Origin of the sequence: Curtobacterium oceanosedimentum, from assembly GCF_020297365.1 — a bacterium.
Taxonomy (GTDB): domain Bacteria; phylum Actinomycetota; class Actinomycetes; order Actinomycetales; family Microbacteriaceae; genus Curtobacterium.
Genome location: NZ_JAIXIG010000002.1, coordinates 154,720 through 174,533, shown reverse-complemented (window position 1 = coordinate 174,533; position 19,814 = coordinate 154,720). Strand labels below are relative to the sequence as shown.

17 protein-coding genes are annotated in these 19,814 nt (G+C 71.9%); 8 read left to right on the top strand and 9 right to left on the bottom strand.

Features of this window, described 5'->3' with window-relative positions; all coding sequences use genetic code 11:
- On the top strand, nt 1-975 hold a 975-nt coding region (locus tag LEL83_RS01620), incomplete at its 5' end, for an aldo/keto reductase (RefSeq protein WP_225557500.1).
- An 80-nt stretch (nt 976-1,055) separates the two neighbouring features.
- Here LEL83_RS01620 and LEL83_RS01615 read toward each other — a convergent pair.
- On the bottom strand, nt 1,056-1,985 hold the full coding sequence (locus LEL83_RS01615; RefSeq protein WP_225557499.1) for an oxygenase MpaB family protein: 930 nt from the start codon (nt 1,983-1,985) through the stop codon (nt 1,056-1,058).
- 96 nt (nt 1,986-2,081) lie between these two features.
- Between LEL83_RS01615 and LEL83_RS01610 the strand changes: the two genes are divergently transcribed.
- Nucleotides 2,082-3,764 carry a long-chain-fatty-acid--CoA ligase gene (locus tag LEL83_RS01610; RefSeq protein ID WP_225557498.1) on the top strand — a complete coding sequence of 561 codons (1,683 nt, stop codon included), beginning with the start codon at nt 2,082-2,084 and terminating at the stop codon, nt 3,762-3,764.
- 79 nt (nt 3,765-3,843) lie between these two features.
- Here LEL83_RS01610 and LEL83_RS01605 read toward each other — a convergent pair whose 3' ends face one another.
- From LEL83_RS01605 to LEL83_RS01580, 6 genes are all read right to left on the bottom strand, one after another.
- Nucleotides 3,844-4,860, bottom strand: coding sequence for a DMT family transporter (locus LEL83_RS01605; RefSeq protein ID WP_225557497.1), 1,017 nt, complete (start codon nt 4,858-4,860; stop codon nt 3,844-3,846).
- On the bottom strand, nt 4,857-6,758 hold the full coding sequence (locus LEL83_RS01600; RefSeq protein ID WP_225557506.1) for an APC family permease: 1,902 nt from the start codon (nt 6,756-6,758) through the stop codon (nt 4,857-4,859). The genes LEL83_RS01605 and LEL83_RS01600 overlap by 4 nt, the downstream gene beginning before the upstream one ends.
- A gap of 176 nt (nt 6,759-6,934) precedes the next feature.
- A complete protein-coding gene (locus LEL83_RS01595; protein WP_198657974.1) occupies nt 6,935-7,783 on the bottom strand; it encodes an ABC transporter permease in 849 nt (282 codons plus the stop codon).
- Nucleotides 7,780-8,781, bottom strand: coding sequence for an ATP-binding cassette domain-containing protein (locus LEL83_RS01590; protein ID WP_225557496.1), 1,002 nt, complete (start codon nt 8,779-8,781; stop codon nt 7,780-7,782). The genes LEL83_RS01595 and LEL83_RS01590 overlap by 4 nt, the downstream gene beginning before the upstream one ends.
- 55 nt (nt 8,782-8,836) lie before the next feature.
- Nucleotides 8,837-9,643 carry a hypothetical protein gene (locus LEL83_RS01585; protein ID WP_225557495.1) on the bottom strand — a complete coding sequence of 269 codons (807 nt, stop codon included), beginning with the start codon at nt 9,641-9,643 and terminating at the stop codon, nt 8,837-8,839.
- Between the two features lie 217 nt (nt 9,644-9,860).
- A complete protein-coding gene (locus LEL83_RS01580; RefSeq protein WP_225557494.1) occupies nt 9,861-11,447 on the bottom strand; it encodes an inositol monophosphatase family protein in 1,587 nt (528 codons plus the stop codon).
- A gap of 177 nt (nt 11,448-11,624) precedes the next feature.
- Between LEL83_RS01580 and LEL83_RS01575 the strand changes: the two genes are divergently transcribed.
- Nucleotides 11,625-12,047 carry a DUF3054 domain-containing protein gene (locus LEL83_RS01575; protein WP_225557493.1) on the top strand — a complete coding sequence of 141 codons (423 nt, stop codon included), beginning with the start codon at nt 11,625-11,627 and terminating at the stop codon, nt 12,045-12,047.
- A 56-nt stretch (nt 12,048-12,103) separates the two neighbouring features.
- On the opposite strand, the gene LEL83_RS01570 is transcribed toward LEL83_RS01575, so the two are convergent.
- Nucleotides 12,104-12,757, bottom strand: coding sequence for a spermidine/putrescine ABC transporter substrate-binding protein (locus LEL83_RS01570; protein WP_225557492.1), 654 nt, complete (start codon nt 12,755-12,757; stop codon nt 12,104-12,106).
- A 95-nt stretch (nt 12,758-12,852) separates the two neighbouring features.
- The gene (locus tag LEL83_RS01565) at nt 12,853-13,794 is read right to left on the bottom strand and encodes a DUF3097 domain-containing protein (RefSeq protein WP_225557491.1); all 942 of its coding nucleotides are present in this window, start codon (nt 13,792-13,794) and stop codon (nt 12,853-12,855) included.
- An 80-nt stretch (nt 13,795-13,874) separates the two neighbouring features.
- Between LEL83_RS01565 and LEL83_RS01560 the strand changes: the two genes are divergently transcribed.
- From LEL83_RS01560 to LEL83_RS01540, 5 genes are all read left to right on the top strand, one after another.
- Nucleotides 13,875-14,924: a zinc-dependent alcohol dehydrogenase family protein gene (locus LEL83_RS01560; RefSeq protein WP_225557490.1), complete on the top strand. Its 1,050-nt coding sequence runs from the start codon at nt 13,875-13,877 to the stop codon at nt 14,922-14,924.
- Between the two features lie 190 nt (nt 14,925-15,114).
- On the top strand, nt 15,115-16,356 hold the full coding sequence (locus LEL83_RS01555) for an ROK family transcriptional regulator (protein WP_198657966.1): 1,242 nt from the start codon (nt 15,115-15,117) through the stop codon (nt 16,354-16,356).
- Between the two features lie 154 nt (nt 16,357-16,510).
- Nucleotides 16,511-17,875 carry an extracellular solute-binding protein gene (locus LEL83_RS01550; RefSeq protein ID WP_225557489.1) on the top strand — a complete coding sequence of 455 codons (1,365 nt, stop codon included), beginning with the start codon at nt 16,511-16,513 and terminating at the stop codon, nt 17,873-17,875.
- Nucleotides 17,875-18,915 (top strand): carbohydrate ABC transporter permease, encoded by a 1,041-nt coding sequence (locus tag LEL83_RS01545; protein WP_198657964.1) that lies wholly within the window; start codon nt 17,875-17,877, stop codon nt 18,913-18,915. Before LEL83_RS01550 ends, LEL83_RS01545 begins: the two co-directional genes overlap by 1 nt.
- Nucleotides 18,915-19,808: a carbohydrate ABC transporter permease gene (locus LEL83_RS01540; protein WP_198657963.1), complete on the top strand. Its 894-nt coding sequence runs from the start codon at nt 18,915-18,917 to the stop codon at nt 19,806-19,808. The genes LEL83_RS01545 and LEL83_RS01540 overlap by 1 nt, the downstream gene beginning before the upstream one ends.
- Nucleotides 19,809-19,814 lie beyond the last annotated feature (6 nt).

Sequence of the window (19,814 nt, the reverse complement as noted above, 5' to 3'; positions counted from 1 at the left end):
GAACGTCTCGGCGCCTCCGGCCTCGAGATCAGCAGCGTCGTCCTCGGCATGATGTCCTACGGCGACCCCGACCGCGGCTCCCACGCCTGGAGCGTCGGCATCGACGACGCCCGCCCGTTCGTCCGTCGGGCCTTCGAAGCAGGCATCACCACCTTCGACACCGCGAACGTCTACTCCGACGGCTCCAGCGAGGAGATCACCGGCACGCTCCTCAAGGAACTCGCCCCGCGCGAGGACGTCCAGGTCCTCACGAAGGTCTTCAACCGGATGCGTCCCGGCCGCAACGGCGCCGGCCTGTCCCGCACGGCGATCATGCACGAGATCGACGCCTCGCTGACCCGGCTCGGCACGGACTACGTCGACCTGTACCAGATCCACCGTTTCGACCCGCTCACGCCGGTCGAGGAGACGATGGAGGCCCTGCACGACGTCGTCAAGGCCGGCAAGGCCCGGTACCTGGGCGCGAGCAGCATGTGGACGTGGCAGTTCGCCGAGATGCAGCACGTCGCCGAACTGCACGGCTGGACGCCGTTCGTCAGCATGCAGGACCAGTACAACCTGCTCGAACGCGAGGAGGAGCGCGAGATGCACCCCTTCTGCGAGCACACCGGCGTCGGCGTCATCCCGTGGAGCCCGCTCGCCCGCGGCCGCGTCACGCGCCCGTGGGACGCCTCCGGCTCCGGCTCGCGCGCCCAGACCGACGAGTTCGGCAAGACGCTCTACCGGCAGGACGAGGACGCCAACCGCGCCATCGTCGACGCGGTCCAGGCCGTCGCCGCCGAGCGCGGGGTCCCGATGGCGCAGATCGCCCTGGCCTGGGTCGCGGGCAAGCCCGCCGTGTCGGCACCCATCGTCGGCGCCACGAAGGAGCACCACATCGACGACGCGGTCGCCGCCGTCTCGCTCCGGCTCACCGACGACGAGGTCGCCCGACTCGAGTCCGCGTACACCCCTCGGGTGCCGTCCGGTTTCTGACTCACCCACCGACGGACGGGAGGCACGGTGCCAGCTGGCACCGTGCCTCCCGTCCGTCCCGGCCGCGTCGACGACGCGTGTCAGACGACGGCGTCGCCCTGGTGCTCGCGCTGCAGGCGCGCGATGCGCACCAGCGCCGCGCGCTCGGAACCGGTCTGGTCGCCGAGCACCGAGCCGAGGCCGTCGAGCACCAGGCCCGTCGTCCTGGCGACCGGCAGCTCCACGGGACCGACGGTGCGCCCCCGGATGCCGAGCATGGACCGGTGCCGCGGATCGAGCGTCGACACGGCGCCCTCGTACACCGCGCGGTACCCCGGCCGCAGGAGCATCGCGAGCGGCGGGTTCTTGATGAACCGGACCACGTCACGGGTGCGGGCCGTCACGGCGAGTTCGCCGCGGTCCAGGTAGCCGTTCATCTGGGCGCGGAGCTCCGCCTCGGACTCCGGCGGGTCGTCGACGCGCATGAGCCGCGCGGCCTCCGCCCACTCGCGCACGTAGGCGTCCGGGCCACCGGGGATCGGACCACCCCAGCGCTGCGCCGCGCGCAGGAACGCGTCGGTGAAGGCCAGGTGCACCCAGCGCGCCAGGTCCGGGTCGTTCGCCGAGTAGTCACGGGTGACGCCGTGCCCGTCGACGTACTGCCCGCGCACCCGCTCGTGCAGGCGCAGCACCCAGTCGCTCGCGCTGCGGGCGGTCGCGGTGTCGCCGTGCGAGACGGTGTAGATCCAGCGGATGGTGCCCGCGAGCCGGCCGAACGGGTCCTCGCGGTACCGGGAGTGGTCGGCGACACCGGCCAGGGCGCCCGGGTGCAGCGCCTGGACGAGCAGTGCCCGTACCCCCGCCACGATCGTGTGCTTGCCGCCGTGGACCGCCCAGGTCGCAGAGCCGGGGCCGAAGAAGCCCGCGTCGGTGCCCTGCTCGAGGTCGTCGATCCAGGCCGGCTTGCCCGCCGCCCCACCCGTGAACGTGTCGTTGAGCCGCGAGCGGAAGGCATCGGAGACGGAGGGCATGGCGTCATCGTCCGTCCGGCCCCTGTGAGCAGGCTCGGTGTCGCGCCTCGTGGCCGTTCCCAGCGCGCTCGGGGGCGGCCCGCTAGGTTGGGTCGCGTGAGCATCGACACGCCTCGTCCCTGGCTTGCCTCGTACGCCCCGGGGGTCCCGCACGACATCGAGGAACAGCGCGGTTCCCTGGTCGACCTGGTCGAGGAGTCCGCCCGGCGGTTCCCGAAGCGGGTCGCCCTGGAGTTCTTCAAGCGGACCACGACGTACGCCGAGCTCGAGGAGCAGATCCTCCGTGCGGCGAACGGGCTGCGGAAGCTCGGGGTGGGCGCCGGCGACCGTGTCGCGATCGTCCTGCCGAACTGCCCCCAGCACGTCGTGGCCTTCTACGCGGTCCTGCGACTCGGCGCGATCGTCGTCGAGCACAATCCGCTCTACACACCCCGCGAGCTGCGGCACCAGTTCGAGGACCACGGCGCGAAGGTCGCCATCGCGTGGGACAAGTCGGTCGCGACACTGCAGGACTTCCCGTCGGACGTGCACCTCGACGCGATCGTCTCCGTCGACATCACCCGCGCCATGCCCCGCAGCACCCGTCTGGCACTCGCCCTGCCGGTGGCGAAGGCGAAGGAGTCCCGCGCCAAGCTCACGGCCTCGGTGCGCGGCACGACGAAGTGGGACGACCTGGTCCGTTCACGCAAGCTGTCGAAGCGGCACCCGCGGCCGACCGTCGACGACGTCGCGCTGATCCAGTACACGTCCGGCACCACCGGGACGCCGAAGGGCGCGGTCCTCTCGCACCGCAACCTGCTGGCGAACGCCGCACAGGCCCGCGCCTGGGTGCCGCAAATCCGGCGCGGCGACAACGTCGTGTACGCCGTGCTGCCGATGTTCCACGCGTACGGGCTGACGCTCTGCCTGACCTTCGCGATGAGCATGGCCTCGCGACTCGTGCTCTTCCCCGCCTTCGACCCCGCCCTGGTGCTGAGCGCGATCAAGCGGCACCCGCCGACGTTCCTGCCGGCCGTGCCCCCGATCTACGCCCGGCTGCAGCACGCGGCCGACTCGGCGAAGGTGTCACTCAGGGGCATCGAGATCGGCATCTCCGGCGCGATGCCGCTGTCGCAGGACATCGTCGAACCGTGGGAGGCCCGGACGGACGGCTACCTGGTCGAGGGCTACGGCCTGTCCGAGTGCTCCCCCGTCCTCATGGCGAACCCGGTGTCACCGGAGCGTCGGCTCGGCTCGATCGGCCTGCCGCTGTCCTCCACCGAGGCACGCGTGGTCGACCCGGACGACGACACGAGGGTGCTGGGCGTCGACGAGCCCGGCGAGCTGCAGGTGCGCGGTCCGCAGGTGTTCCGCGGCTACTGGGGCAAGGCCGAGGCGACCGACGAAGTCTTCACGCCCGACGGGTGGTTCCGCACCGGTGACATCGTGGCGATCGACGCGGACGGCTACGTCCGGATCGTCGACCGGCTCAAGGAACTCATCATCACCGGCGGCTTCAACGTGTCGCCGTCCGAGGTCGAGGACACCCTGCTCAAGCACCCGAGCGTCAAGGAGGTCGCGGTCGTCGGCATCACGCAGGCGGGCAACGAGCAGGTCGTCGCCGCCGTCGTGCCGAAGGACCCGTCGACGTTCGACCCGGCGGCGCTCCGTGCGTGGTCGCGTGACCACCTGGCTGCCTACAAGGTGCCCCGTCGGATCGTCGTGGTCGAGGACCTGCCGCGCTCGATGATCGGCAAGGTGCTGCGGCGGAAGGTGCGGGACCAGATCCTGGACAGCTGACGCGCGGGCGGCGCGCGGGCACGGCTCGGCGCGAGCGCCACGCGGGCACGGTCGAGCGCGAGCGCCACGCTGGCACGGCTCAGCGCGGGGGCAGCGGGTGCCGCGCGGGCAGCGCCAGCACGGACAGCCCGGCCACCACCAGCACGATGCCGGCCCACCCGCCGACGCCCAGCCGCTCCCCCACCACGAGCACGGCCAGCACCGCCGCGACGACGGGCTCGAGCAGCGACAGCAGCGTCGCGACCGATGCCGTCACCGTCCGGAGCCCGACCGCGTACAGCGAGTGGCCGATCACCGTCGGCACCAGCGCCAGGTACAGGAACACCGGCCAGTTGCCGGCTCCGGTCAGGAACGGCCCGCCGGCGACGACGGCGAGCACGACGAGCGGGACCGCGGCCAGCCCGAACACCGCACCGACCAGCCCGCGCTCGCTCGGCCCGCGGGCGGCTCGTGCGGCCGTGACTCCGACGTCACCGCCGACCCGCACGACGTCGACCCCGAGTCGGCCCACGGCGATCGGCATCCGACTCGCGGCGGCGTGCATGCCCCGCGCCACCGCCCACGAGTAGGTCGCGTACGTCAGGCCGGCGACCAGGGCACTGCCGACACCGAGGGCGAGCGAGCGCCCGCCGCCGTCGTGCTCGGAACGCGCGAGGGTGACGACGACCATGCCGACCACGCTCACCAGGGTGGCGACGACCCACCGGCGGGTGACGCGCGTGCTGTCGGCGACCCACTCGACCAGACCGGCGAAGACGGGTGACGATCCGATCGCCAGGGTCGTGCCGAGCGCGACCCCGGCGTCGGCGAGGGCCGCGTAGAACGCCACCGCGTAGACCACGAGCGATGCGGCGCCGAGCAGTGCCCAGCCACGGGTCCGGCGCTGTGCGACGGCGCGCAGGGTGCCACGGCCCGCGGTCGCCGCGAGCACGAGGCCGCCGAGGCCGAAGGAGACCGCACCGAAGACGAACGCCGGCACGCCGGGCGCGAAGTGCGTCGCGGTCCCGGTGGTGCCCCACACCGCCGCGGCGATCGCGATCGCCGCCAGGCCACCGACGGGCCGGGAGGCACGCCCCGCGCCCGGTGCCCGGCTCACGACACGTGGACGCTCGGCCGACGGTTGACGTCCGGTTCGGCCTCGCGCAGGACCTCGCGCGTGACGGGGGCGACGTCGCCGACGCCGGTGAAGACGAAGCGCAGGGCGTTCCGGATCGGGTTGCCCTCGTTCCACTCGAAGTAGATGCTCGGCACGACGCCCGCGATGTCCCGGATGGCCAACAGCGTCGACGCGATGGTGTTCGGGACGTTGCCGGACCGGACGCGGAGCACGCGGTGCCCGTGCACGACGTGACCCTCGACCACCAGGTCCTCCTCGAAGTCGGAGGAGTCAGCCGGCAGGACCTCGAGGAACATCGTGGGGACGCGGGCCGGGATGCCCGAGTCGCGGCGTTCCTCGCGCCCCTTCGCACGGTAGGCCGCGGCCGTGCCGGCACCCGGCTCGTTGGCGATGATGCAGACCGCGCTGAACTGGTCGGCGTCGGCCTCGACGAACTGCTGGGCCGTCGCGTCGAGCTCGATGGACGAGGCCCGGAGCTCGAACGACCGGCGCACGCGGGACACGAGGGACACCACGACGATGGCGATGATGAAGATCGCGGCGATGCGGACACCGTCCGGCCGCTCGATCACGTTCGCGACGGTCGTGTAGACGAAGACGACGGTGATCACGCCGAAGGCGATGGTGCGCTTGCGCTGCTGTCGGCGGCGGGCGGACAGCGTCACGGCGACGGCGGCACTCGTGATCAGGACGAGCACGCCGGTGGCGTACGCGCCGCCCTGGGCGTCGACGTTCGCCTCGAAGACGATCGTGATGGCGAAGGCGATCAGCGTGAAGATGATGACGAGCGGTCGGACCGCGCGTGCCCACTGCGGGGCCATGCCGTAGCGGGGCAGGAACCGCGGCACCAGGTTGAGCAGCCCCGCCATCGCGCTCGCACCGGCGAACCACAGGATCGCGACCGTCGAGGCGTCGTACACCGAGCCGAACACGTTGCCGAGGTACTCGTGCGCCAGGAACGCCAGGGCGCGGCCGTTCGCCCCGCCGCCCGGCTGGAACTCGTGCTGCGGGATGAGGAAGGTCGTCGCGATCGACGAGGTGATGAGGAACGAGCTCATGATCACGGCCGCGACGGTGAGCAGGCGCTTCGTCCCGCGGATCCGTCCCTCGGGGCGGCCGTCCGGGTCGTCGCCGGCGTCACCCCGGACCTGGGGCATCACCGCGACGCCGGTCTCGAAGCCCGACAGACCGAGCGCAAGCTTCGGGAACACCACGAGCGCGATGCCGATCATGACGAGCGGGTTGCTGTGCTGCGCGGTCAGGTTCGTCCACCAGTCGCTCGCCACCATCGGACGCTCGAACACGTGCCAGAGCGACACGACCACGACGATCGCGTTGAGCGCCAGGAACACGGCGACCAGGCCGACGGCGATCCCGATGGCCTCCTTGAACCCCCGCAGGAACACGATGCCGAGCAGGAGCAGCAGCACGAGGGTGATCGGCACCGGGATCTCGGTGAACCACTGCGGCGTGTACGGGTTCTCGGCGATGTGGGCCGTGGCGTCGGCGGCCGAGAGCGTCATGGTGATCATGAAGTCCGTCACGGCGAAGCCGAGCAGGACGAGCACGAGCAGCTTGCCGGCCCACCAGGGCAGCAGCTTCTCGAGCATCATGATCGACCCGGCGCCGCGGAAGCTGTCGCTGGCGACGCGTCGGTACACCGGCAGCGCCCCGAACAGCGTGACGAGCACGAGCACGATCGTGGCGATCGGCGACAGCAGTCCGGCGGCCAGGGCGGCGATCGCCGGCTGGTACCCCAGGGTCGAGAAGTAGTCGACACCGGTCAGGCACATCACCCGCCACCAGGGATGGGTCTTCTCGACCTCGACCTGGTGCGGGCCCTGGTGCGAGGCGCCCTGGTCGGCCCCGTGCAGCATCCAACGGCGCACACGGGTGCTGCGGTCGAGGGGCTGCTCGGTGGCGTCGCGCTGGGCGGCCCGCTCGGCGTCTGTCGCGGTCACGAGGAAGATGCTAAGCCGTCCTGGTGACGCCCGTGCGCCCCTGGACGGCCGCTGTGGACAGGCGCGCTGGGGACGGGCGCTGCGGACGACCGCTACTTCGCGCTGATCCGCGTGTACTTGTCGACGGCCCACGGCACGAACACCGCGAGCATCACGGCGATGCCGATGAGCACGGTCAGCACGGGGTGCTGCATGGTCCAGATGTCGGGCACGGGTGCCGACCCCACGTTGCCGAACAGCTCGCGTGCCGCCTGCACGAGCGACGACACCGGGTTCCACTCGGCGAACACCCGCAACACCAGGGGCAGGGTGTCGCTCGGGACGAACGCGTTCGAGATGAAGGTGAGGGGGAACAGGATCATGAACGACGCGTTGTTGATGACCTCGGGCGTCTTGACGCTCATGCCGAGCAGCGCCATCACCCAGCTGAACGCGTAGCTGAACAGCAGCAGCAGGGCGATGCCGGCCAGGAACTCGAGCGGCGATGAGTTCACCCGCCAGCCCACGACGAGCCCGGTGAGCATCATGATCGCCATCGAGATCGAGTTGAGCACGAGGTCGGAGTTCGTCCGCCCCACGAGCACGGCCGAGGCGGACATCGGCAGCGTGCGGAACCGGTCGATGAGCCCCTCCTTCAGGTCCTGCGCCATGGCCGAGCCCGAGAACGTCGCGCCGAACACCACGGTCTGGGCGAAGATCCCGGCCATCAGGAACTGCGTGTAGTCGGTCCCCTGCACCTGGATCGCGCCGCCGTAGACCTGGCTGAACAGCAGCACGAACATGATCGGCTGCAGCACCGCGAACACGAGCATGTCCGGCGACCGCTTGATCTTCGTGAGGTTCCGCTTGGTGACGGTCCACCCGTCCTCGAACCAGACCGCGATCGGGGCGGTGACGACGACGGGCAGCTGGCGGCCCGGTCCGACGGACGTGGCGGTCACCGTGCCGCCTCCTTCTGCCTCGTGCCGGCGGCTTCGTCGGCATCGTCCTCCGTCGCCGCGTGGCCCGTCAGGCGCAGGAACACGTCGTCCAGGGTCGGCCGACGCATGCCCGCGTCGTGCAGGTCGATCCCCGCGGCGCCGAGGTCGGCGAGGACCCGTTGCAGCGCCGCAGGGCCGGCCTCGACCGCGATCGCACGGGTGCGGCCGTCGCCGGACGTCTCGACGTCGCCGACGCCGTACCGGCGCAGGACCGTCGTGGCGGCCTCGCCGTCCGCGTCGTCGACCAGCGTCACGACGACCCGGTGCCCGCCGACCTGCGCCTTGAGCTGGTCGGCGGTGCCCTCGGCGATGACCCTGCCGTCGTCGATCACCGCGATGTCGTCGGCGAGCCGGTCGGCCTCCTCCAGGTACTGCGTGGTGAGCAGGACCGTCGCGCCCTGGGCGACCAGGTCCTCGATGATGCCCCACAACGCCAGTCGGCTGCGCGGGTCGAGGCCCGTGGTCGGCTCGTCGAGGAACAGCACGCGCGGGTTCATCACGAGTGCCCCCGCCAGGTCGATCCGTCGCCGCATGCCGCCCGAGAACCCCTTGACCGGACGGTCGCCGGCCTCGGCCAGGTCGAACACGTCGATGAGTTCACGCGCACGCTCGCGGGAGGTCCGCCGCCCCAGGTGGTAGAGCCGGCCGATCATCTCGAGGTTCTCGAACCCGGTCAGGTTCTCGTCGACCGCCGCGTACTGCCCGGACACCCCGATGGACCGCCGGGTGGCCTGCGGGTCGGCGACGACGTCGATGCCGTCGATCGTGGCGGTGCCGGAGTCCGGCGTGACGAGAGTGGTCAACACCTTCACCGTCGTCGTCTTGCCGGCACCGTTCGGGCCGAGCAGCGCCTTCACGGTGCCCTGCGGCACCGAGAGGTCCAGCCCGGCCAGTGCGTGCACCGGCCCGGACTTCGAGCGGTACGTCTTGGTCAGCCCGGAGGCTTCGATGATGGCCATGTCGCTCCTTCGTCGACCACGGAGAACCAGTGGACCGGTGGAGGGCGACCGTCACTCACACGTCGAAGTCGCCACCACCGAAGTCGCTGAAGCCACCGCCGAAGTCGGATCCGCCGTCGCCCCAGCCCGCACTCTCGAACCCGCCGCCGTCGGACGCGCCACCGTCGGACGCACCGCCGTCACCGGACTCGCCACCAGTGTCCTCCGAACCGCCCTCGCCCGCAGCATCGGTACCGCCGTCGAACGATCCGGGGTCGGGCAGGAAGGCGCTCATGATCGCCGACCCGATGACGTAGCCGGCCACCGTCCCGAGGATGGACGCACCGATCATGCTGCCGAAGGACGGCCCGCCGCGCTGGCCGCCGAAGCGCCCGCCCGGTCCACCGCCCACGCCACCGAGCGACCGCTCCATGAACCCGGGCTGCCGGATCTCGGACCGGGTCGCCGACTGTGCGAGGGACCGGGGGTCGTCGCCGCGCGGGGCCTCCCCGGGGGGAGCCGTCCGGGTGAACTCGTCGTAGACCATCCGACGCTGCTCGTCGGTGAGCTTGGCGAACGCCTCGGCGTGGACCTCCTCGATGCGCTCCGGCGGGGCGGTCCGCAGCAGGTAGCGGTAGCGCTCGACGGCGCGCTCGTCGTCGGTCGACGACTGCGCGCCCGGTGCGGGTGTGCCCCCGCCCCACTGCGGGACGCCGTACGGGTCGCCCTGCTGCCCCGCCGGCGCGCCGGTCGGCGCGGGCTGGTGGTACGACTGCTGGCCGTAGCGGTAGCCCTGCTGCTGCGGCTGCCCCCACTGGTTCTGCTGTCCGTCACCGGACCGGTCACGTTCCGGTCGTCCGAGCAGGCGGTCGAGGAATCCCATGTCGATGCTCCTTCGTGCACGGCAGGGTCCGGTCGGACCCGCCGTGGACTGCCACCCTACGAAGCGCCGACGACGGCTGACTGAGCGCGCGCTCAGAGTCGCCCGGGAGCGGGACGGGAGGCCCGGACCGGTCCGCCACGCACGGCACGACCACCGCGCCCGGCTCCACCGCCCCACCGCGTCCGCCGCGCCGCCCGCGTCGGCGACGCGACCTCGCTCAGGCCGTCGCGAGTGCCGACGTCCACACGGTGTGCAGTTCGTCGGCGGCGCCGGGGTGCGCGACGAGGAACGGCTGTCCCGCGGGCGGGAACCCCTCGACGGGACCCTCGCGGGTGAGCACGACCCCGCCGGCCTCGTGCACGAGCAGCACCGCGGCGCCGTGGTCGACCGGGTCGAAGGCCGACACGCACGCGCCGATCCCCCGGCCGGCCGCGACCTGCGCGACCGTCATCGCGCCAGACCCCTGCACCCGGAGCGCGCACGCCCGGTCGGCGAGGGCGTCGAGGAACGCGCCGAAGCCGGGCCACGGGCGGTGCCCGTCCAGCTCGGTGCCGACGACGGCGCCCGCCAACGGCCTGGGCGCGTCGTCCAACTGCAGCGCGCGGTCGCGCAGGACGGCCCCGCGACCGCGACGCGCCTCGAGCACCTCACCGCGCCAGGGGTCGGCCACGACGGCGACGATCGGCGCGCCGCCACGCGTGAGGCACAGCGACATCGCGGTCCACGGCACCCCGTTCGCCAGGTTCGTGGTGCCGTCGACGGGGTCCAGGTACCAACGGTGCCGGTCGCCGGGAGCGACGCCGTACTCCTCGCCCGTGAAGCCGTGGGTGGGGAACGCCGCCCGGACGCGCGCCCGCACGAGTTGTTCGATCCGGCGGTCGACCTCGGGGCCGTCTGCCGTCGGGGCCGTCCCGGCTCGTCCGTCGCCGACGGGGTGCTCCCGCGTGTAGGCGATCACCTCGTGTGCGACCCGGTGCGCCAGGGCCTGCGCGCGGGCGGCGACCTCGGCCTCGCTCGGCTCGCGGTCCGGTGTCGGCCACCCGTCTCGCTCGGCGGCGGCCAGGCCCGCACGGACCGCGGGCACGTCGTCGGTGGTCACGGAGTCGACGCCCAGACGGGCCGCCCACAGGGCCGGTACGGCGTCGTCGACCCCGCGGACCGCGACCACCAGGCCGAGCGCGTGGGCGGCCTCGACCGTGCGCGGTGTCAGGAAGGCCACGTGGAGGTCGAGCGTCGACGGGCCGAGTGCCTCGAGGTCCGCGGCCGTCGGCGGGTCGAGCGAGTCCCACGCGAGCCAGACGTCGGCGTCCGGGACTGCCGCGCGCACCGTCGCCATCGCCTCGGGCGCCCCGCGCCACGCGACGACCGTGGTGCTCGACGCCGTCGTGACCGTCCGGGCCGCCACGAGCGCGTCGGCCGGGTCACGGACGTCGAGCAGCAGCGTCGCCCGGCAGCCGTCGAGTCGTTCCAGGGCGTCGTCGAGCCGCGGGATGCGGTCGAGACCGTTGCCGAGCCGCGCGACCTCGCACCAGTCGACGTCCGAGACGCGACGGGCATCGCCCCACATCCGACCGAGCGTCTCGTCGTGCAGCAGCACGGCCACGCCGTCTGCGGTGCGACGGACGTCCACCTCCACCACGTCGGCACCGAGCGCCTCGGCGACCGCGACGGCGGGCAGGGTGTTCTCGCGACGGACGCGCGGCGCACCGCGGTGGGCGACGAGACGTGGCGGACGCACGCCGGGCCTCCCGTCCGGGGTCGAGGTGCGCACCTGCGCGACGGGGGCCGGTGGACTCGTCGTCATCCGCGCATGCTGCCGCACCGGGACGAACCGCGGGTGACGTCTGCGTGAACGACGGGCGCACGCATGTAGCTGCCACTGCGGTGTGCATCGTGGTCCTGCACCTGTGGACGCCAGTGATCCGTCCACAGGGCGGGCCCGGTGCGGCTCGGCACGGGCGACGGCTGCGAGGATGGTCGTGTGACACATCGCACCTGGGGCTGGCTCGCAGCCGTGATCGACGTCGTGCTCATCGTGCTGTTCGCCCTGGTCGGGCGGTCCTCGCACGGCGAGTCGAACGCACTGCTCGGGCTCTGGACGACCGCGTACCCGTTCCTGGCCGGCTGGGCCGTCGGCTGGCTCACGAGCCGGGCGTGGGCACGACCGGTCCGGGTGTGGCCCACCGGTGTCGTCGTGTGGGTGCTGACCGTGGTCGTCGGACTCGTCCTCCGGGTCGTGACCGGGCAGGGCGACACCGACGGCGATCCGTTGCCGATCTCGTTCGTGATCGTCACCACCGTCGTGCTCGGCGTCTTCCTGCTCGGGTGGCGCGGGATCGCCGGACTGGTCCTGCGCGCGGCGCGGCGTCGACCACGCAGCAGACCGGCGACCGAGCAGCGCTGACCGCCGGGCACCGGGCGACCGCGCCACCGGGACGCCGGGCCGCGACCCGACCGCGGTCAGAACAAGCCGGAGCGAGCGCCCTCGTCCGGACCGTCGAAGCCGCGGAACATGTCGGAGACCAGGGCCTCGATCTGCGGTTCGACCAGTCGCTCGACCGCTTCGGCGATGCGTGGCCGGTGGTCGATGAGCGCCAGGCACACCGCCGTCCCGGTCGACCGGGCGCACTCGTCCGACAGCTCGATCTCGTGGCGCAGGGCGGCCTTCGCCTCGTCGGACAGCGGCTCGCGCGGCTGCTGCTCGGCGGCTCCCGTGCCCGTGAGCTCCCCGAGGGTGAACAGGAACGGTGATCCCGGCGACGGTTCCGGGTCCACGTCGAGCCCCTGGAACTCGGGCGACAGGCCCTCGGCCGGCTGGTACCCGGCGTGCCGCTTCCGCGCCGCGGCCCGCTCGAGTTCACGTTGCAGCAGCGGCAGGTTCTTCGCGGTGTAGTCGTCGACGGCTTCCTCGACGATGGTCGAGATACGACCGATCAGGGCGTGCTGGACCGTGTGCGGCACGTCGGGACCGAACCCCGCAGCAGCGGCGACGGGCGAGCCGGTGCACTTGCGACAGATGCGGGTCCGGGGTCGGGCGGAGCCGATCTGCCAGCGCGGCAGCCAGCGCAGCCAGACGTCGACCGCGCTGCGCACACGCCCGTCGATGCCGTCCATGGCCCCAGGGTATGCGCCACGCCCGGGTTTTCCGCCCGACCGCGGGGCCTGTTGGCGGATCGGTGCACCGACCGGCTCGGCACGTCGCGCGTGCGCTACCCCCGCGGCTCGGTCACGAAGTCGATGAGCTCCTCGACGCGGCCGAGCAGTTCGGGCTCGAGGTCGGCGAAGGTCCGCACCTGCCCGAGGATCCGCTGCCACGCCCGGGCGATGTCGGCCTGCTCGGCGTGCGGCCACCCGAGGGCCTGGCAGATCCCCTTCTTCCACTCGATCGAGCGCGGGATCGTCGGCCACTCCCGCAGCCCGAGGCGCGCCGGCTTGACCGACTGCCACACGTCGACGAACGGGTGCCCGACGACGAGCACGTGCGCGCCCCACTTGCCACGCATCGCGGCGTCGGCGAAGCGGGACTCCTTCGACCCGGGCACCAGGTGGTCGACGAGCACGCCGACCCGACGGTCCCGCGACGGACGGAAGTCGTCGAGCACGTCGGCGAGGTTGTCGACGCCGGAGAGCTCCTCGACCACGACGCCCTCGACGCGCAGGTCGGCTCCCCAGACCTTCTCGACGAGCTCCGCGTCGTGCTTGCCCTCGACCATGATGCGGCTCGGCAGCGCCACGCGGGCACGCTGCGATTCGACCGCGAACGACCCGGACGCGGTGCGCAGGCGACCACCGCCGGATGCCTGGCGGACCGCCGGGGCCGACCCGGGCCTCCAGTCCGCATGGACGGAACCCAGCGCACCGGGCGAGCCAGCGGCGGCAGCCGACCGCCCGACCGGCGCCGACGGCCGCCCCAGCGTGACGAGCTCGCCCTCGAGCAGGAACTGCCCGGTGAAGGGGAAGGAGCGTGTGCGGCCCTTCCAGTCCTCGAGGGCGATGTTGCCCGCCTCGAGCCCCACCACGGCACCCGCCCACCCGGAGTCCGGGTCCTCGAGCACCATGTCCTTCTCGAGCGGCACCTGCCGCACCTTCTTCACCCCGCGCGAGCGCCAGTCCCCCGAGAGCACATCGCCGCCGTACCGGTCGTCGTCCACCCGCACGAGGGTACTGTCGACGACGGCCCGGACGACGTCGACCGCGCCGGTTCCCCACCATCTCGACGGAAGGCCCGCACGTGCGCGCAGCGATCATCCACGCCCCGAACGACATCCGCGTCGAGGACCGCGACCGACCAGAACTCGTCTCCGGCAAGGACGTCGTCGTCAAGGTCATCGCGGCCTGCGTCTGCGGCTCCGACCTCTGGCCCTACCGCGGTGTGACCGAGACGAAGCGACCGCGGCCGATCGGGCACGAGCTCGTCGGCGAGGTGGTCGCGGTCGGTGACCACGTGACCGCGCTGCACGAGGGCGACTTCGTCATCTCCCCCTTCACGATGAACGACGGCACCTGCCAGGCCTGCCGCCACGGCATGACGACCGGCTGCGACCACCTGTCCGGGTTCGGCGGGAAGGACGCGTACGGCGACCCGGTCGGTGGCGCGCAGGCCGAGTACGTGCGCATCCCCGACGCCGACGCCACGCTCGTCGTGGTCCCCGGTCCGGTCGACCCGGCCCTGGTGCCGTCGCTCCTGACGTTGTCCGACGTGTTCTCGACCGGGCACCACGCCGCCGTGTCGGCCGCCGTCGGCCCCGGCAAGACCGTCGTGGTCGTCGGCGACGGCGCGGTCGGCCTGTCCGCCGTGCTCGCGTCGAAGCGGCTCGGCGCCGAGCGCATCATCGCGATGAGCCGGCACGCCGACCGGCAGGCCCTCGCCCGGGAGTTCGGGGCGACCGACATCGTCGCCGAGCGTGGTGCGGAGGGGATCGCCGCGATCAAGGAACTGCTCGGCGGCGACCTGGCCGACTGCGCGGTCGAGGCGGTCGGCACCGAGGAGAGCATGGACCAGGCACTCCACTCGGTGCGCCCGGGTGGCAACCTCGGGTTCGTCGGGGTGCCGCACGGCGTGCCGACGATCGGCACGCGCTACCTGTTCGACACGAACATCGCCGTCGCGGGCGGCATGGCACCGGCACGGAAGTACATCCCGGAGCTGCTGCCGGACGTGCTCTCGGGTGCGATCGACCCGGGCCGCGTGTTCGACCTCGAGCTGCCGCTCGACGACGCGGCCGAGGCCTACCGCGCCATGGATGAGCGCCGAGCCATCAAGGTGCTGCTGCGCCCGTAGCGGCGCGCGTCGTGGACGCACCCGCAGGCGGACGGGAGGCCCGGGGCGGTGCTGCCACGGGCCTCCCGTCCGTCTGCTGGGCGACGCGCCGGTGCCGGCGAGAGCTGACACGTTTCGCGGAGCAGAACGCGTGTTACCGATCCGTAAACAAACCTTACAGTAAAGAAGGTTGTCCGTTACAGTCCTCGACATGACCACACGAGGACGCACCCCCGGGCAGCCCGGTCTCCTGCGCGTCCTGAACGACCGCGCGGCACTCGAGCTCCTACTCGATGACGGTCCGCTCACCCGCAACGAGCTGGCCCAGCGCACCGGGTTGAGCAAGCCGACGGCCGCCGAGATCATCCGTCGGCTCGAGTCGGCCGACCTGATCCGCCAGGCCGGCACCGACTCGCAGTCCGGCCGCCGCGGCCCGAGCGCCGTGGTCTACGAGGCGATCACCGACCGCGACCTCGCCGTCGCCGTCGACGTGCAGCTCGTCGACGTCCACTCGACCGTGGTGGACGCCGCCGGCCGCACGTTCCCGGTCGCCACCCACCGCATGACCCCGGCCGAGGTGCGCTCACCCGGCGCGGACATCGTCGGCGCAGCGGTGTCCCGGGCGGCCGCCGCAGCAGGCGTCGACCCCGACCTCGTGACGGCCGTCGCGGTCGGGGTGCAGGCGTCCGTCGACCACGCGACCGACACCCTGATCTTCACCGACGGCCTGCCCGGCTGGCCCCGCGAGCAGGTCGCCGCCACCCTCTCCGCCGACCTCGGCGTCCGGGTCGTCATCGAGAACGACGCCAACCTCGCCGCGATCGCCGAACGCAACATGGGCGCTGGCCGCACGCCGGAGTCGTTCGCCCTGTTCTGGATGGCCGAGGGCCTCGGCATGGCGCTCGACCTCGGCGGCCGACTGCACACCGGGGCGTCCGGCGCCGCGGGCGAGATCGGCTACCTCAGCGTGCCCGCCGACGCACGCTCCATCGACCCGACGGCCACGATCGTCGCGGACCTCATCTCCGAGTCCGCGATCACCGCCCTGGCCGCCGAGCACGGGATCACGGCGCCGGACGGCCGCCCAGCCGACTGGCGTCAGGTGCTCCCGCAGCTGCCCGCTCTACCCGAGCAGCACCCCTTCACCACCGCCCTCGGCGAGCGCGTCGGGCACAACGTGCTCCCCGCCCTCGCAGTGGCCGACCCCGAGACGGTCGTGCTGCACGGCCCGACCGGGATCGCGGGCGGACCCGCCCTGGCCGCCGCGGTGACCGCCTGGCTCCGGACCCGCTCGCGCTGGTCCACCGCCGTGGTGGCCCCCGGAGTCCCCGACACCCCCGTCCTGCACGGTGCGCGGCACGTCCTGATCGACGTCGTCCGCACCGCGCTCGCCGACCGGTTGGAGCGCATCAGCGACGATGCGTCCGCGCCGGACCCGGTCGAGCGCACCTGAGAAGTCCCACCCGCACCACCTCGAGGCACCATCACCCAGCCCTGTCACAGGGCTCTTCGGCGCGCCCGGGAACGGTCGATGCAGGCGGCTCCTGCCGCACGCATCGATCGGTCCGTCGCACGCACCGGAGCGAGACCAGAGAGCGAGTACCACAGTGCCGTACCCCGAACCGTCCCACACCGCCCCGGCCCGGCGGGCGTTCCGCCGGATCACCACCGCCACCGCCGTCGCAGCGGCCGGTGCCCTCGTCGTCGCGGGCTGCAGCTCCGGCAGCAGCGCGGACTCGATCGACGAGAGCGCCCCGAAGGAGCTCAAGGGCACCGTGTCCCTGTGGCACTTCTTCACCGGCCGTGAAGCCGGCGTGGTGAAGACCGCCGTCGAGGGCTTCGAGAAGGAGCACCCCGACGTCACGGTCGACATCCACGCCGGCCAGGACGACGAGAAGCTGCAGAAGGCGATCTCGTCGGGGCAGAACATCGACGTCGGGCTCTCGTACTCGACCGCCATCGTCGGCAGCTTCTGCTCCTCCGGGGCGTTCCGCGACCTGTCCCCGTACATCGAGCGGGACGAGGTCGACCTCTCCGACATCCCGAAGGCCGTGCAGTCGTACACGCAGTACAAGGGCACCCGGTGCACCCTGCCGGCCCTCGCCGACGTCAGTGCGTTGATGGTCAACAAGCCGCTGCTCGAGAAGGCCGGGATCACCTCGCCGCCGAAGACCCTCGACGAGCTCAAGGCCGACGCGCTGAAGCTGACGACGTACAACGCCGACGGCTCGATCAAGCAGCTGGGCTTCAACCCGCTCATCGACTTCTACGAGAACTCCCCGGAGCACTGGGCGCCGATGGTCGACGGCTCGTGGTTGGACGAGGACGGCAACAGCGTGATCGGCACGTCCGACGCGTGGAAGAAGCTCATCACCTGGCAGAAGGACTTCGTCGACGAGATCGGGTACGACAAGCTCAAGGCCTTCACGTCGGGCCTCGGCCAGGAGTTCGCAGCGGACAACGCGTTCCAGACCGGCCAGGTCGCGATGCAGATCGACGGCGAGTACCGCACGGCGTTCATCAAGGACCAGAAGCCGGACCTGGACTACGGCACCGCGCCGACCCCGGTGATGGACGGCCTCGGCAACTACGGCTCGACGTACATCGCGGGCAACGTGGCGGGCATCGCGAAGGGCTCGAAGCACCCCGAGCTGTCGTGGGCGCTGCTGAAGTACTTGTCCACGGACACCGACGCGCAGGTCACGCTCGGCAACGGGCTGAAGAACATCCCGACGCTCACCTCGGCGCTGCAGTCTCCCGACCTCGAGGTCGACGAGAACTACAAGACCTTCGTCGACGTCGCGGGCAACGAGGACACGATGACCTCGCCCGGTACCGCTGACGGTGCCGCCTACATCGGCACCTTCACGAAGTTCTGGCAGGCGTACCAGCAGGACGGCGGCGACCTCGACGCCAAGCTGAAGAAGCTCGACTCGGACATCGACAACGCCAACCAGCTGGCTGGTCCGTGATGAGCGTCACCACCAAGACGACCGGTCGGGAGGCGCGGCTCGCCCGTGCCGCCCGGCCCACGGCCCCGACGTGGTCCGGTCCGGTGCCCCCGGCGACTCCCCGGCGTCGGTCCCGCTCCGCCGAGTCCCGCCGCCGCCTGGTCGCACTGACGATGCTCGCGCCGGCGCTGGTCGGCCTGTTGGTCTTCTTCGCCTACCCCCTCGTCGCCTCGATCGGCTACTCGTTCACGCGGTACAACCAGCTGCAGGAGCCCGAGTTCGTCGGGCTCCTGAACTACCGGTTCCTGTTCACGCAGGACCCGCAGATCTGGCCGGCGGTGGTGAACACGCTCTGGTTCGTCGTGATCCTCGTGCCGGTCCGGATCGTCTGCGGCCTGCTCGTCGCGGGGTTGCTGTCGCGCGCCCGCACCGCCACCGGCTTCTGGCGCACGCTGTTCTACCTGCCCGCCCTGGTGCCGCCGGTCGCGAGCGTCGTCGCATTCGTGTTCCTGTTCAACCCCGGCACCGGCCCGGTGAACCAGATCCTCCGCCTGGTCGGCGTCGACGGCCCGCTGTGGTTCAACGACCCCGCATGGTCGAAGCCCTCGCTCGTGATCCTGGGCGTCTGGGTGATGGGCGACATCATGATCATCTTCCTGGCGTCGCTGCTCGACGTGCCGCGTGACCTGTACGAGGCGGCGTCGCTCGACGGTGCCAACGGGGTGCAGCAGGTGCGGCACATCACCCTGCCGACGATCGCACCGGTGATCGGGTTCGCCGCCGTCACGGGGGTGATCGCGGCGCTGCAGTACTTCACCGAGGCCGCGGTGGCCTCGGGTGTGGCCAGTGGCAAGGCCACGATCGGCGGCGGGACCGCCGCACAGCTCGGCTACCCGGGGACCTCGTTGCTGACCTACACCGAGCTGCTCTACCAGCACGGGTTCGCGAACTTCCAGTTCGGGTACGCGTCCGCCATGGCCGTGGTGCTGTTCGTCATCACCGCCGTGGTGCTCGTGCTCACGATGCGCCGGATCTCCGTCTTCCGACCCGAGGAGTCCTGATGACCGCCGTCTCCCAGTCCCCCCTCGCCCGGGCTCCCCGCGGCCGAGCGCCCGGCACCGGTCGCGGCCCCCGCCGGACCCTGCTCGTGTGGGTCGCCGAGCACGCCGCGCTGGTGGCGCTCGGCGTGCTGACCATCGCCCCGATCGTGTTCGTGGTGCTGACGTCGCTCATGTCGAGCAACCAGGCGCTGACGGCGTCGATCGTGCCGCGGCCGTTCGACTTCTCGAACTACGCCCGGGTGTTCACCGAGCTGCCACTCGCGACCTGGTTCGGCAACTCGGCCCTGTACGCCGTGCTCGCCACCGCGTTCATGCTGGTCAGCTCGGTGCCGGCGGCGTACGCGCTCGCGCAGATCCGGTTCAAGGGCGCGAACCTGGTCTTCACGGTGATCATCGTCGCGATGCTGCTGCCGCCGCAGGTGACCGCGGTGCCGGTCTACGTGATGTGGTCGCACCTGCACCTGACCGGCACGCTCTGGCCGCTGATCCTGCCGAACCTGCTCGGTGACGCGTTCAGCATCTTCCTGCTCCGCCAGTTCTTCATGACGATCCCCAAGGAGTACGGCGACGCCGCGCGGATGGACGGCTGCAGCGAGTGGGGCGTGCTCATGCGGGTCGTCGTGCCGATGGCCCGACCGGGCATCGCATCGGCGGCGATCTTCATGTTCTTCCACTCGTGGAACGACTACTACGGCCCGCTCCTGTACGCCTCCGAGAACCAGGCCGCGTGGCCGGTCGCGTACGGGCTCGCCACGTTCCGCGGGCAACACGGCACCGACTGGTCGATGACGATGGCGATGACCGTCGTCGTCATGGTCCCGGTCGTCGTCATCTTCTTCTTCGCACAGAAGGCATTCGTCGAGGGCATCGCGCTCACCGGCGTGAAGGGATAGCAGCAC